Origin of the sequence: Portibacter marinus, assembly GCF_021533195.1 — a bacterium.
GTDB lineage: Bacteria > Bacteroidota > Bacteroidia > Chitinophagales > Saprospiraceae > Portibacter > Portibacter marinus.
In genome coordinates this window covers 795,915-811,002 of sequence record NZ_JAJNKB010000002.1, presented here as the reverse complement: position 1 = coordinate 811,002, position 15,088 = coordinate 795,915, and the positions used below count along the sequence as shown (strand labels likewise).

The window sequence follows — 15,088 nt, the reverse complement described above, 5'->3', positions numbered from 1 at the left end:
AAAAGTGTTAAATATGAAATCTTTACCCAGTATTTTCAATGATGTTATAGGACCGATCATGCGCGGCCCTTCTAGTTCGCACACTGCTGCCTCATGGCGGGTGGGTAAATTTGCTGTACAGTTATTAAACGGTTCATTACTCAACGCTTTGGTGGAATTCGATAAGAATGGTGCCTGGTCCACGAACTATAGGGAACAAGGAACGGTCCTGGGAATGAATGGAGGTTTGTTAGAAATAGACATGGCTGATGACCAAATGAAAATCACAGAGGAAATCGCTGAGCGGAAGGATGTAAAAATTGAATATTCGATCAGCGAATTTGACAATACACACCCGAATAGCATGCTGGTCACTCTAAAAGATGATACCGGTGATCAAGTAAAAATACTGGCAGCCTCCTTAGGAGGAGGAAGTTTTGAGATCCAAAAAGTGGATGATTACAGAATTCATACAAAAGGAGACTATTATCATCTATTTATTTGGTCTGATGACCCAATTTCACAGGATTTGAGTGCTGTATTTCCACAGGAAATAGCGTGGCAATGTCATTCGCAGGAAAGTCAATTTTTAATCATTTGTAAGAGTTCAAGTGAAATTGCTCAAAATCTAGTTGAACATATCAGGCAGTATCAGTCAGTTCGTAAGGTCAGCTATGCTAAGCCTATCATGCCGATTGTCTCAGGTAATCAGACAGCATTACCCTTCGACACCATTAGTTCCCTTATTCAGTATAGTGAAGACAGTAATCTTTCTCTCGGAGCTTTAGGCCTAATGTATGAACAACACCGCAGTGGACTAACCGAAGATGAATTAATATTAAAAATGTCCAACTTAATAGAATTGATTGAGACTAGCATTGCCATTGGACTCAATGGAACAGATTACAATAATAGAATCTTACCTCAGCAATCTCACTTAATTAAGCGAGCTGAAAATTCTAAGAAAATACTACAAGGTTCCATCATTAATAAAATCGTTGAAAATGTGGCAGCGATTATGGAGTCGAAAAGTGCTCTGGAGGTCATAGTGGCCAACCCAACTGCGGGATCATGCGCAACGGTAGGAGCAGCACTTAAAGCTGTCTCTGAAGATGTGAAAGCTACAGAAGAAGAAAAACTAATGTCATACTTTGCTGCAGGCCTTGTGGGTGCATACTTTGCCATGGGTCCTGGATTTTCAGCTGAAGAGCACGGGTGCCAGGTAGAGTGTGGAGCTTCAGCAGGAATGGCTGCGGCTGCTATCGTTGAATTATTCGGTGGTACGACGAAGCAAGCACTTGGTGCAGCATCCATGGCTATTCAGAATATGATCGGCCTGGTATGTGATCCTATCGCTGATCGGGTGGAAGCCCCTTGCCTGGGAAAAAATACCAGCGCTGCGGTGAATGCTTTATCTTCTGCGACGATGGCTGTTGCGGGCTTTGCACACCTGATTCCATTGGATCAAGTTCTGGAAACCATACAGCGCGTAAGTGCGGATATGCCGACATGTGTGAAGTGCACCGGGCTTGGAGGGCTAGCAATTACACCTGCGGCTCAAGCGATAAAAAAGAAACTATCCATTTAGGGTATAGTTTGTTTTTTAACTTCGGACCATAATCATAACTAATGAATAATTTCCAGATTTTACTTTTTTCATTTCTAATCTTTAATTCTTTAAGTGCTCAAAATTCTGAGTTAGAGTTCGTACTACCTCAACAGGTAGATTTGCGAGAAGAATTATTTAAGCTTTCACTAGAAAATATAGACAATTCTTGGATTAAGTTTAGAAATAATACGGAGACCAATAATGACTTCGAACCCACTTTACACGGAAGTACAAATGCAGACAATCGGACAGGACTCTCTATAATGGGTAATGTACAACTAGCCAATGATTTCGGAATTTCACCTATTGTAACCATTACTTCCTTTATTGACAATGGTAATGGAATAAATAACGGAGGATATTCCTTCGCTTCCTATAGACACTACTTTCAAATTAGAAGTTATGAGTCTTCACTTAAATTAAATAAATACCTTTTTGAAATTGATCATTTAGGCAGAGTAGGGATAGGTACTCAAATTCCAAGAAGCAAACTAGAAGTTTCAAATGGTGATATATTCATTAATAATGCATCAGAAGGTGTAATAATGACTTCCCCAAATGTTTAATGTTGGAGAATGAGAATTGAGGACACTGGAAATCCTGTCTTTGAGTCAATAGCTTGTCCTACTGAATAAGAGTTCTTCCTCAAATACTAATAAATACTTCATCTTTAGATCATAATATCCAGGCATCAAGGCAATGTAATTACTGGCTCATTTTTTGCCTTCTGATAAGTAATGAAATTTCAAGTTGTTGTCCTTTTGTTGCTTTTTTCCGTGATGCTTAGTGCACAGAAAGTATTTAATGTACGGTACCCATCATCTACCAAGCAAATTTCCATTCATCCGGGTCTGCACATCCCAACCATATCCTCAGGCTATACACTATGGCTTCCCAAAGGAGCAAAGACAAATGGAATGATCGTTTTCCTATACGAAAACAGGGATACTCTTCAACAGGACTTATTGCTAAAAACAGCTATGAGTAATGGCATAGCGGTGATATTTATGACCACAGACAATCCACTAGAATTTTTATTCGAAGAAAGCAAAACTAAAATGCTGGCGCAAGATCTGGATCGGGTTTGTACTAATTTTAGTATTCCAAAAAAGAATTTGCTGTTCGCAGGACATTCTATCGCAGGGATCCGTGCCATGAAATTAGCCATTTACCTTAAGCAAAATAAAATCTTCGAGCCAATCATTCCCAAAGCGATAGCAATCTCTGATGTTCCACTGGATATTAGCCGATTTTATGGTAAATGCGAAAAGGAATTTTCACAAGAATTAGGTGACTATGAATGGGCAGGAAGTTTTAGTGCCATGCAATATTTGTCTAATCACTTAGATGGAAACCCTTCAAATAGTAAAGCTCGATACGCGAGCTATTCTCCTTATTCCAGAACCGTTCGCAACGGAGGAAATGCAGGTTATTTTCTGGACCTATATATCAGAGCCTACGTTGATGAAAACACGGATTGGACCAGTATACAGCATGGAGGAAATGCTTATGACATGGCAAATTTTATCAATCAATTGCGATTATTGGGCAGTGACAAAGCGATATTGGTACAGTCAAAGTTACCCAGAAATACAAAGAGTTCATGGGATTTGGTTGATGAACGCAATCTTGTTGAATGGTTCGCTAGGCTCTGTGTTCAAAAGGAATGATGGTTTCTTCCTCTACATAGTCCTTCAATGCTTTTAACAAAAGAGCCCAATGCCAATTCGCTTTACGAAAATGATGGTTGAGCTTAGGCCAACCCTTATGGAAAAACTGTACCAAGGTATTGCCATTTTCTTCCTTTAGATCAAAACCAAAAGTGGTAGGCATCCAATCTGTGTCTGCTTTGATCATTTTAAGGTAAAAAGACTTTTTCAGTTCAAAACCGACCACTTCTGCGAGCCAATCGTACTGTGAAGAAAAATACAAGCGGTAAATGGCTCCATGTTTGGGCTCACCATTGCATTTTTGAGGCCACCAATTGATCAAGTTTTCAGGTTTTACAATTGAATCGAATACTTTAGATGGAGAGGACTTAATAACAAAGTCATGATAAAGGTTATAGGAATTATTTTTCATATCGGAATATAGTAATTTTGCAAAATGCTGAAAGTCGGAGAAATACAAAAATTGAAAGTTCTTAGTGTCGATGGAAACACAATCAAACTGGAACACGGAATAGAATTAGAAGGGACTGAAGTTAATACTGGCGATGAACTCGAAGTTTTCGTTTATAATGATGGAGACGAAATCGAGGGGACGCTTAAGAAACCTTACATCACTAAAGGGAAATTTGAAACTTTAACGGTGACTGAAATTAACATGATCGGTGCTTTTTGTGATATGGGTATTGAAAAGGATTTGTTCATTCCCTATCGCAACCAGACGAAGGATATGATTCCCAACCGAAAATACGTGGTACACATGTACTTGGATGAACTTACCAATAGATTGGTTGGTACCGCCAAACTTAAGCCATTTCTTCAAGCCACAGCAGACGAGGACATAAAATTTGGACAAAAGGTTGATTTGCTGATCTATAGCGAAACCCAACTGGGATACATGGCAGTGATTAACCAAAAATATGATGGATTGATATACGAAAGTGAAACACATGGTAGGATTCTCAGGCACGGTGAAGCATTAAAAGGTTATATTAAACCTATCCGAGAAGACGGCAAAATTGACATTAGCTTGCTTCCCATTGGACACAAAAGTATAGAACCCAATGCAGAAAAAATATGGTCTATCCTAAAGTCAACTCCGGATGGATTCTTACCTTACAATGATAAATCCGACGCTACAGCCATCAGAAAAGAATTTGGTATCAGCAAAAAGTTATTTAAAAAGGCCATCGGAGGTTTGTATAAAAATCGACAAATTACCATCGAAAAAGACGGAATCCGTTTAGTGAATTGAGCAAATTGATATGAAAGAAACGAAACAAAACTCCTTGAAAAAGGCAGCTTTAGAGTACCATGAAGCTGGCAGACCCGGTAAGATAGAAGTTATCCCCACGAAAGAAACTGCCAATCAAAGGGACCTCTCGTTGGCATATTCTCCAGGGGTTGCAGAGCCTTGCTTACAAATCGCAAAAAATATTGAGGACGCCTATAGGTACACGACCAAAGGCAATCTGGTAGCAGTTATTACCAATGGAACAGCTGTATTAGGCCTGGGCAATATCGGACCGGCTGCAAGCAAACCTGTCATGGAAGGAAAAGGCTTGCTGTTCAAGATCTATGCGGACATTGATTGCTTCGATCTGGAACTGAATACGACGGATGTGGACGAGTTCGTCAGAACTGTCAAGCTTTTAGAGCCTACATTCGGAGGAGTCAATCTGGAAGATATCGCAGCCCCACATTGTTTTACGATCGAAGAACGATTGAAGCAAGAATTAAATATTCCGGTCATGCACGATGATCAGCATGGAACGGCCATTATCTCTGCTGCTGCACTATTGAATGCTCTGGAAATCGTAAAGAAAGAAATCTCTGATGTCCGGGTGATCGTTTCCGGTGCCGGAGCAGCGGCCATTTCATGTATTCGTATGTGGCTAAAAATAGGAGTCAGAAAAGAAAATATCATCATGTTTGATATTGCAGGCCAGATCTCCACAGATCGGAATGACCTGAGTCCCTATCAAAAAGAATTTGCCAATCAACCTATGTATAGCAACATCAGTGAAGCTATGACAGGTGCAGATGTTTTCCTGGGACTTTCTGCCGGAAATATCATTTCTAAAGATATGGTACGGTCGATGGCCAAAGATCCAATCGTTTTTGCACTTGCTAATCCAACCCCAGAAATCAGTTACAACGATGCACGTTCTGCGAGGCCTGACTGCCTTGTGGCCACTGGTCGTTCAGACTACCCGAACCAGGTTAACAATGTTTTAGGCTTCCCTTATATTTTCCGGGGCGCATTGGATGTCCGCGCCACTGAAATCAATGAAGAAATGAAATTGGGCGCGGCCTATGCACTGGCAGAACTGGCTAAAAAGCCTGTTCCTGATCTGGTCAATATGGCATATAATGATATTGACCTTAGATTTGGAAGAGACTATTTCATACCCAAGCCAGTCGACCCACGTCTGATTACCACACTGGCTCCCGCCGTCGCCAAAGCTGCAATGGATTCTGGAGTAGCCAAAAATCCTATTAAAGATTGGGATCAATATACTGCCGAGCTGGATATGAGACTTGGAACAGGGCATTCTCTGTCAAAAGTGATCGAAAACAAGGCCAAGCAGGACTTGAAAAGAATTGTATTTGCCGATGCTGAAAATGTGTCATTACTAAAAGCGGTTCAGGTCATCGTAGAGGAAAAAATAGCGCTTCCCATTTTGCTGGGCAAAAAGCCAATCATCCAACAGATGATGAAGGACTATAACATCAACCTCCCCGGTGTTCCTATCATTGATCCCAAACAGCCAGATGGCAAAAAGGAGGAAGCTAAAATAGAAGAATACGGTAAAATCTTGTATCGTAAACGAATGAGAAAAGGACTGACCCATGAGGAATGTTTGGATCATGTCAGATATCGCAGTCATTACGGGGCTTTGATGATAGAAAATGGTGATGCGGATGGGATGATTGGTGGATTGACCAAAAAATTTCCGACTACAGTTAGGCCGGCATTACAGATTGTCGGAGCTCGACCTGATGTGAAGAAGGTGGCAGGCATGCATATTCTGATGACTAAAAATGGTCCTGTATTTATAGCAGATACCACGATTAATCACCACCTCAACGCACATGATATTTCCAATATTACCGAATTGGTTGCCGCAGAAGTAAGACGATTTGATATTGAACCAAGAATCGCCTTAATCACCTATTCTAATTTTGGGTCAGTGCCCAATGGTGAGTCTGCTGTGTTGATGCGTGAGGCTACTCGTATTTTGCATGAAAAGCATCCGGACTGGATGCTGGACGGTGAAATGCAGGCACATATGGCACTGAATCCGGAAATAAGAAAGTCTTTCTACCCGTTTTCAAAATTAAAGGACTTAAGAGCCAATACATTGATATTCCCCAATCTTTCTTCTGCGAATATCGCCTACAACATGTTGGGAAGCATCTCAGACACGGACATTATAGGCCCGATATTATTGGGGCTCAAGAAATCGATTCACGTCCTGCAATTAGGGGCAAGTGTAAGACAGATTGTAGACATGGTTGGGATTGCTGCCATACACGCTCAAAATCAAAAGTAAAGAGGATTGATTGAATTTCGTGATCATACACTTCCTAATGACTTTTTGCGTTGTTGGCAACAAAATAACCAGCTATCAAATGTCTTGAAATGACCAATACTTAGGCTCTGCTGACTCTTGTATCCTGCTGATATTCTATCTTATACTCTTTCGGAGGCTCCTTTCCTAGTAGGTGTTTCACGAAGTAATCCCATCTCTTACGGGTCATGTAAAAGGTGTCCGCGCCATAACCATGTCTAGCATTCGGAAACATGATGAGGTCAAAATCCTTGTTGGCTTTTATCAATGCATCCACCACCAGGTTCGTATTATAGTGAGGCACATTGTCATCCATCATGCCATGAGCAAGCAATAGCTTTCCCTTCAGATTTTTCGCCTTCAATTGATTGGCCTGTTTTTCATAGTTGTCTCCAACTTCCAACCCGACATATCGCTCACCCCAATCATCTTCATAGTTCCTGTTATCGTGATTACCAGATTCAGAAATCCCAACATCATAAAAATCGGGATAATCAAAAAGCGCAGCTGCCGTAGCAAATCCACCTCCTGAGTGCCCCCATATTCCTACCCTTTCCAGATCCATATAGGGATGATCTTTCGCCAATTGCCTTAAAGCCGAAATCTGGTCAGGAAGCGTGTTGACTGACATATCACCATAACATTCATCATGAAAGGCCTTCGACCTTCCCGGATTACAAGTACCGTCTACCACTACTACTACAAATCCCAGTTCTGCCAACGCCTGATGATCACGTCTACCCGGACTAAAAGATCTCGTTCCGACCCCGCCTCCCTGAGGTCCCGGATAAACGTAATTGACGATCGGATATTTCTTGTTTTGATCCAGATCAGTGGGGGTATACATCAATCCGTATAAATCATATTTTCCATCATCCGATTTAACCTTGATCGGTTTAGGTGGTTGCCAACCTGATGCCAACAATCTGGAAATATTGGCTTCCTCAAGTGTATCTAGCAGATCTCCATTGATTGATCTCAAAACGGAAACCGGCGGAACATCAGGTTGAGAATAGTTGTCAATAAAGTACTGATGATTGGGAGATAATTCTATACTATGATTTCCATTTTCCGGTGTTAAGAGTTTGAGATTCTCTCCAGAAAAATCAATAGAATAAAAATGATTGAAGTAAGGGTCTCTTCCTTCTTCACGCCCTTGAGCTTCAAAATAGATTTTCCTAGCTTCTCTATCAATATGTCTTATTTTATTGACGATCCACTCTCCTTCTGTGATTTGATTCTTAACCTTTCCTGTTTGCAAATCATGTAAATATAAATGACCCCAATTATCCTTCTCTGAGTACCAGATAAACTCCTCAGTTAAAGGCAAATACCGCCAGTTGATAGCCCTACGACCTGATTCATATTGCGTCGGAGAAACTTCTTTGTAAACATCCCTTACCTCACCGGTGGCTGCATCCGCGATGCGTAGTTGTGCCACTTTATGATCTCGGGAAGATGAAACGAAAGCCAGTTTTTTGCTATCGGGACTCCATTCATTGTCATCGAATGCACCACTACACGAAATATCATCGCAGAGTGTGCCTCTTCTTGGGTCAGGATCTATATTCAGTTTGACAATTTCTCCAGATTCAGTGTCAATGATCACCCTATGAATCTGTATGATCTTTTCATCCATAGGAAGAGGATATTTCCATTGCATTAATTCTGGAGCCCCAACGGTCGTTTTGACCAAGTACATATCGGAAACGTGCCTTTGATCTTGTCTGTAAGTGGCAATTTTTTTTGAATCGGGAGACCAAAGTACAATGGGTCCGGGACCTTGTCTCCATCCGGCATTATCAGTCGCGTAACCAAAGTTTTCAAACCCGTCGGTAGTTAGTTGGGTTTCTTGACCGGTTTCCAGGTGGCGCATCCATAAATTCCAATCATCTATGTACACCACTTTCTTACCGTCCGGTGAGACCACCTCCTTTCTCCTATCGTAAATGGGCTGCGGTTTTCCATCTGGCAACTCACTATTATCTTTCAATACCTGCTTTCTTTCCTGGCCAATGTGATACATTACGTACTCAACACCATTGGGAATGAGATTCTTGTACCAAAATGTTTCATCATCGACCCAATTGGGATCAACATTCATGCAATCTACGAGCTTTCTAACATTCCAGCTCAACATACTTTCTGCCTGTTCGTAATCCTTTGCTGAAAGGGCATCTTGTGCAAAGCTCGTTGACATCAAACCAAAAGCAAAGAAAAGAACCCATACTATATTCCTATTCATCATCATTTAATTTCTACAGTATATTAATTAAATCGAACCTCTTTTTGTTCCCATAAATACGAGATATCCAGCAATCATAATGCCTGCGAAAACAAGCGCATGATAAGGATTATATATGGTAATCGCAATTAACGAAATGCTGGCAATAACAAGCGCAAGTATCGGTGTCCATGGATAAAATGGCACTTTGAAGGGCCTTTCTAAGTGAGGTTCTTTCCTTCTTAAGATGATCATAGAAACCATAGAAATGATGTATAGGCCCAATGCTCCGAAACAAGCAATGGTAATGATGTCTCCTGTTTTTCCAGTAAACAAAGCTATAATACCAATCAGGGTATTGACCATTAATGCATTGGCCGGAGTACGATATTTTGAATGAACACGACCGATCGCTTTAGGAGCAAAACCTACTCGTCCAAATTCAAATGTGGCCCGACCTGCAGCAAGGATAATACCATGAAAAGATGCAACCAGTCCAAAGATACCAATGGAGGTCACCAGTTTAAAAAGCAAATGACTCTCCCCGTAAATACGTTTCAAGGCCAGTGGCAAAGGTGAATCAGATGCAGCTGCCCCGGGTGTTTCGTACACAATGGCTTCCCACCCTGCCACTCCCACAGAAGTAGAAAAAGTCAACAAACATAAAACGACCAGAGTGAGTATTGCAGAACCGAATCCTATCAATATGTTACGTTGAGGATTGATGGTTTCTTCTGCAACATTGGCTACGCCCTCTATGGCCAAGAAAAACCAAATGGCAAATGGAATGGCTGCAAATGCTCCTCCCCAGCCATGAGGTAAAGCATTCTGAGTCATATTTTCCCATTCAAATGAGGGTGCCGCGGCTCCGGCAAAGATCAGTAATTCAATGACTGCAATGATGGTAATGATCAACTCAAATGAAGCAGCAAACTTGACTCCCCTTATATTAATGAAGGTGAAAATCAGATAGATTACGATGGCAATCCATATGATGGGAATTGAAGGCAAGAATAGATTAATATAAGCGCCGATGGCAAAGGCAATGGCTGGCGGAGCAAAGATAAATTCAATATTTTGTGCCATCCCTCCAATGAAACCCCACTTTGGTCCGAGAGCGCGAATGGCGTAATCAAATGCACCTCCGGCTTTCGGAATGGCACATGCCAATTCAGTATAGCTAAATGTAAAACTGAGATACATCAGAATAATAAAGCCTGTAGCGACCGCCAAGCCTAAGGTACCACCCTTTTCCAACCCTAAGTTCCACCCGAAATACATTCCTGAAATGACATATCCGACACCAAGTCCCCAAAGCATTACTGGCCCCAATGTTTTCTTTAATTGGTTCGTCATCGCTGGTTATTAAGGATAAATGCTGATATGTATGCTTTTATTTCTTCGCGATGAACAGGTATATCAAGACTTTGAATGCCCTGTTCGACCGTAAGTTGACCCATCCTATCCACTCTATTTTCCATCAGCACCCGATCATATGCTTTCGTAAACTCCGGATGTGCCTGAACTCCTAAAAAATGCTCACCTACTTGAATCATTGCATTGGGACACTTAGGAGTTGAGGCAATGACTTTAGTTTGAGGGGGACAGCTACTGATGTGATCCTGGCACATCATCAGTAAATTAAACCCTAAAGGATCAAATCTATGAACGCCCACACTCCATCCCAGCTCATTTCTGGTTACCTCTCCACCCAAAGCCTGACCTATCAATTGGTGACTGAAACATACACCTACAAAGCATTTCTTAGCTTGGTATAATTGACGAACAAATTTTAGTGTTTCAGTAATCCATTCATGGCTGTCATACACGGAGAATTTGGACCCAGTACCCATATAGGCGTCACACTCATCAATATCATTAGGAAATTCCAGCTTCGTCACATCGTAAATTTTTAAATGGTAATCTGGAAAAAGATCAGAGAACATGGTGGGATAATTCCCGAATTGCTTGACGTAATCAGGATGCACATGGTCGCAGAGAATGAGTCCTACTTTCATAGCGTTCTGAAATGAAATGATTTGGGTCTGGTCAACTGTTCATAACCAATGCTGGATAAGGTACATCCTTTACCGCTTTTTTTCACTCCGGTCCAGGCAAGTTCAGGATCGAGGTAATCGCATCTATTCATAAACACAGTCCCTACCTCTAATTGATCACCAATGTGCCAGGCTAGCGCTTTGTCTTGACTCCAAATAGATGCCGTCAATCCATATGGACTATCGTTTACCAATCTGATCGCCTCTTCATCACTATGGACGGACATTATTCCAACTACTGGCCCAAAAGTTTCCTTTGTCATTATGGACATGGAATGATTGACTTTTGTCAAGACCTCTGGATAGAGATACGCATTTGAATGGAGATGGTCTTGTTTAATTTGCTTTTGTGCACCTTGATCCACAGCTTTGTCGATCTCATCCATCACATACCTGGCTGCTGCTGGTTTAACCATTGGCCCAATTTCTGTTTCTGACAGGAGAGGATTACCCATTACGTATTTTTTAGTCAATGATACGTATGATTGAACAAATGACTCATAAATAGATTCGTGGACATAAATTCTCTCAATGCCACAACAAGACTGACCTGAATTAAAAAAAGCACCATCTACCAGATTTTCTACAGACTTCTGAACATCAGCATCAGCCGTCACGTAGGCGGCATCCTTTCCTCCGAGTTCCAGGCCGGAAGTGATAAACTTTCCGGACAGGGCCTTCTGTATGGCATGTCCACCCTCAACTGAACCTGTGAAGGCCACGTGATTAATTCTAAAATCCTGGATGACTTGCGCAACTTGATCATGGTTCAGGTGTAAAAATTGAAAAACACCCTCAGGCAGACCGACTTCGTCAAAGGCTTCCTGGTATCTTTCCGAAGTGAGGGGCGTTTGGTCTGAATGCTTAAGAATGACCGTATTTCCTGCCATTAAAGCAGGAATGATCGCATTAATAGAGGTTAGATAAGGATAATTCCACGGAGCTAGCACCATGACTGTACCCATAGGCTCTCTTTTTATCTTTCTTTTGCTGTCTATGTCAATGGGTGATAGAGCAGATTCAGCAATATGAATCATGTATTCAGCTCTTTCTTTGAGACCCGATCTTATTTCATTGGGAGTATATCGAATGGGACGGCCCATTTGCATTGTGATTTCTTCACCAATTTGGTCAGCCCTGGCAACAAGTAGGTCTACGGCTTTCTGGCACAATAGAGCACGATCTGTTATGGATTTCTTTTGCCATTCTTTTTGAGCATTTGCAGCAGCAGATAGCACATTTTCTATCTGCTTTGGTCCAGCGTAAGCTCTTTCAAGATAGATCGTTAAGTCAATGGGACTGATCACTTTAAAACTATTATTCATTGAGCGTAAGACTTTTCACACTTTTTGCTAAATTCTATCTACTCCGGAGTCACATATGCTGCAGTGATTCCTCCATCTACAAGAAATTCTGTTCCTGTCATGTAAGAAGAATCGTCAGAGGCCAAAAATAAGGCAGCTTTTGCCATTTCTTTTGCCTCTCCAAATCGACCCATAGGAACATGTACTAATCTTCTATTCTTCTTCTCTTCTGTATTTAGGAAATTCATTAGTAAGTCAGTTCGCAAAGGCCCGGGACAAAGCGCATTGACCCTAATGTTTTCACGAGCGTGGATGATTGCCAATTCGCGTGTCATTGCCAATACGGCACCTTTACTCGCGGTATAAGCAATTTGTGGAGTAGCAGCTCCCAAATGAGCAACAAATGAAGCGGTATTGACTATAGATCCACCACCTGATTTTTGTATCAAAGGGATACCGTACTTACATCCGAAAAATACACTTTTGACATTGACATTCATGGTGAGATCCCAAACCTGTTCATCAGTGGATTGGCTATCACCATCTTCGGAGTGCATGATGCCAGCATTGTTGAATAAAATATGAAGTGCCCCGTATTCTTTATCCATTATTTCAATCATACGTTTGCACTCATTCTCTTGTGATACATCTGCTTTATGAAAAATGGCCTTCCCATCAATGGATCTAATCATTTCAACTGTTTCCTTACCACCATCTTCATTGACATCTACCACCGTCACCCGTGCACCTTCTTGTGCAAATAAGATTGCACTTTCTTTTCCAATTCCGCTAGCTCCGCCAGTGATTAGCGCCACCTTGTTTTTAAGTCTCATTATGCTTTGGTTGTCGTTTTATTATTATTGTTAGTAAAGCAGCAAATTCCTTTTGGTAAATGGAATTTGAAAGTTCCATGGTCATAAAATTTCTTCGTTCTCAAATTCTCTCAAAATATCGTCTTCTCTCCCAATCCGTCACAGCTTTTTCAAATGCCTTTACTTCCATGTCAAAATGATGTGCATAGTGAGCAACTACATCCTTTCCAAATACTGATTGGGCAAAGTCACTTTTCCTAAAGCTCTCATTCGCCTCTTTTAGTGTGTAAGGTACTCTAGGCAATTCGTTGGCCGCGTAAATGTCGCCTTCAAAAATATCTGGTGGTGCTATCTCTTCCTGAACCCCATGAAGCCCACATGCTAATGATGCTGCAAAAGCAAGATACGGATTACAATCTGCACCCGGAATTCTACATTCGATTCGCAGACTTTCACCTTCGCCCACAACTCTGAAACCTGCAGTACGATTATCATAACTCCATGCCAATCTCGTTGGGGCCCAGGACCCATCACGGTAACGCTTATACGAATTGACCGTAGGTGCATAAAAAGGCATCACGTCTGGAACATATTTGATCCAGCCTCCTAAAAACCATTTGAATATATTTGAACACTTGACAGGGCCCAATTCTTTATCACCTACGAAAGCATTCTTGCCATCCTTCCAAAGGCTTAGATGAATATGGCAACTTGATCCCGCTTGATTTTCATCGACCTTTGCCATAAAGGTCACAGCGCAACCCATTTGATCAGCTATCTCCTTAAGACATTGTTTGAAGACTACATGCCGGTCAGCCATCTCTAAAATTTCAGCGTACCTTACATTGATTTCGTGTTGACCTCTACCCCACTCTCCCTTGGAATTTTCGACAGGTATTCCGGACTTTTTCAGATGTTTTCTTACCGTTCCTGTATAGGATTCTCGACGACTACCTTGCAATATATGGTAGTCCTCCAGGTATTGAGACGCTGCTGTCATTTGATCAAACTTCAATGAATCAAAATCAGAATACGAATTGAGGTACAAATAATGTTCTAATTCTGATGCTCCCATTGACCTAAAACCCAAATCACCTGCTGTTTCCACTTGTCTTTTCAATATTGTCCTTGGTGCGATGGCTTCGTCTAAATCGCCGATCACAATTACTGTTTTCTCTAGCCATGTAGCTACTCTTATGGTGTTTAAATCAGGATGCAAATGAAAATCTCCATATCCCAATTCCCAATTCGCAGATTCGAAACCTTGAACAGGTTCCATTTCCATATCAGTGGTCAATAAGTAATCACAGCAATGGGTTCCCTCTTCAAGTCCACTTTCAATAAAAAAATCAGCATCAAACCTTTTTCCCAGTAAACGTCCATAATGATCGATAAATCCAAAAATGACTGTTTCGATTTGGCCTTTTTCAATAGCTTGCTTTAATTGATCGACATTCAATTTACCTTCAATATCCATTCGAGCAATTTAAAACAATTTTGGTAGATTACGAGAGAGAAATATCAATGTTTGAGGAATTGATAAATATCCTTAGGAATTCTTGCAGATTCATTTAATAGTTTTATATTTGCCATCCCTTAATAAGTAAGGAAAAGAAATATCGCGGGGTGGAGCAGTTGGTAGCTCGTCGGGCTCATAACCCGAAGGTCGTTGGTTCAAGTCCAGCCCCCGCTACTAAAGGAAGGCTTTCGATTTCTCGAAAGCCTTTTTAATTATTGTTGCTATCACAATAGAACAGAGGTTATATGAATCAATAGGTTACTGCATGTTTCAATAAGCTCTACATACTCTTTATTTATCAAAACTAAATTTTTAAGTAGCTTTACAATTGAGAAATTGTGG

At 41.1% G+C, this 15,088-nt stretch carries 12 protein-coding genes and 1 tRNA gene; 6 read left to right on the top strand and 7 right to left on the bottom strand.

Annotated elements, in window-relative coordinates; all coding sequences use genetic code 11:
* Positions 1 to 13 precede the first annotated feature (13 nt).
* The 3 genes from L2567_RS07515 (at position 14) to L2567_RS07505 (ending at position 3,258) form a co-directional block, all read left to right on the top strand.
* Entirely contained in the window at positions 14 to 1,567 is a 1,554-nt protein-coding gene (locus L2567_RS07515; protein ID WP_235297134.1) for an L-serine ammonia-lyase, iron-sulfur-dependent, subunit alpha, read from the top strand.
* A 41-nt stretch (positions 1,568 to 1,608) separates the two neighbouring features.
* A complete protein-coding gene (locus L2567_RS07510; RefSeq protein ID WP_235297133.1) occupies positions 1,609 to 2,154 on the top strand; it encodes a hypothetical protein in 546 nt (181 codons plus the stop codon).
* 171 nt (positions 2,155 to 2,325) lie between these two features.
* Entirely contained in the window at positions 2,326 to 3,258 is a 933-nt protein-coding gene (locus L2567_RS07505; protein WP_235297132.1) for a hypothetical protein, read from the top strand.
* On the opposite strand, the gene L2567_RS07500 is transcribed toward L2567_RS07505, so the two are convergent.
* Complete coding sequence (locus L2567_RS07500; RefSeq protein ID WP_235297131.1) at positions 3,233 to 3,670, bottom strand: SRPBCC family protein; 438 nt, start codon at positions 3,668 to 3,670, stop codon at positions 3,233 to 3,235. The genes L2567_RS07505 and L2567_RS07500 overlap by 26 nt on opposite strands.
* Before the next feature lie 24 nt (positions 3,671 to 3,694).
* On the opposite strand from L2567_RS07500, the gene L2567_RS07495 reads away from it, so the two are divergent.
* Both L2567_RS07495 and L2567_RS21135 read left to right on the top strand, forming a co-directional pair.
* Complete coding sequence (locus tag L2567_RS07495) at positions 3,695 to 4,510, top strand: CvfB family protein (protein WP_235297130.1); 816 nt, start codon at positions 3,695 to 3,697, stop codon at positions 4,508 to 4,510.
* A 10-nt stretch (positions 4,511 to 4,520) separates the two neighbouring features.
* On the top strand, positions 4,521 to 6,812 hold the full coding sequence (locus L2567_RS21135) for an NADP-dependent malic enzyme (RefSeq protein ID WP_319942126.1): 2,292 nt from the start codon (positions 4,521 to 4,523) through the stop codon (positions 6,810 to 6,812).
* Positions 6,813 to 6,912: 100 nt separating this feature from the next.
* Here L2567_RS21135 and L2567_RS07480 read toward each other — a convergent pair whose 3' ends face one another.
* From L2567_RS07480 to L2567_RS07455, 6 genes are all read right to left on the bottom strand, one after another.
* The gene (locus L2567_RS07480; RefSeq protein WP_235297129.1) at positions 6,913 to 9,075 is read right to left on the bottom strand and encodes a S9 family peptidase; all 2,163 of its coding nucleotides are present in this window, start codon (positions 9,073 to 9,075) and stop codon (positions 6,913 to 6,915) included.
* A gap of 27 nt (positions 9,076 to 9,102) precedes the next feature.
* A complete protein-coding gene (eat, locus tag L2567_RS07475; RefSeq protein WP_235297128.1) occupies positions 9,103 to 10,410 on the bottom strand; it encodes an ethanolamine permease in 1,308 nt (435 codons plus the stop codon).
* On the bottom strand, positions 10,407 to 11,072 hold the full coding sequence (locus tag L2567_RS07470; RefSeq protein ID WP_235297127.1) for a type 1 glutamine amidotransferase: 666 nt from the start codon (positions 11,070 to 11,072) through the stop codon (positions 10,407 to 10,409). Before L2567_RS07470 ends, eat begins: the two co-directional genes overlap by 4 nt.
* Positions 11,069 to 12,436 carry an aldehyde dehydrogenase family protein gene (locus L2567_RS07465; RefSeq protein WP_235297126.1) on the bottom strand — a complete coding sequence of 456 codons (1,368 nt, stop codon included), beginning with the start codon at positions 12,434 to 12,436 and terminating at the stop codon, positions 11,069 to 11,071. Before L2567_RS07465 ends, L2567_RS07470 begins: the two co-directional genes overlap by 4 nt.
* A gap of 38 nt (positions 12,437 to 12,474) precedes the next feature.
* Positions 12,475 to 13,248 carry a glucose 1-dehydrogenase gene (locus L2567_RS07460; protein ID WP_235297125.1) on the bottom strand — a complete coding sequence of 258 codons (774 nt, stop codon included), beginning with the start codon at positions 13,246 to 13,248 and terminating at the stop codon, positions 12,475 to 12,477.
* Between the two features lie 100 nt (positions 13,249 to 13,348).
* On the bottom strand, positions 13,349 to 14,704 hold the full coding sequence (locus L2567_RS07455) for a glutamine synthetase family protein (protein ID WP_235297124.1): 1,356 nt from the start codon (positions 14,702 to 14,704) through the stop codon (positions 13,349 to 13,351).
* 143 nt (positions 14,705 to 14,847) lie between these two features.
* Here L2567_RS07455 and L2567_RS07450 point away from each other — a divergent pair.
* Positions 14,848 to 14,920: transfer RNA gene (locus L2567_RS07450), tRNA-Met, on the top strand.
* The last annotated feature ends 168 nt before the right edge of the window (positions 14,921 to 15,088 follow it).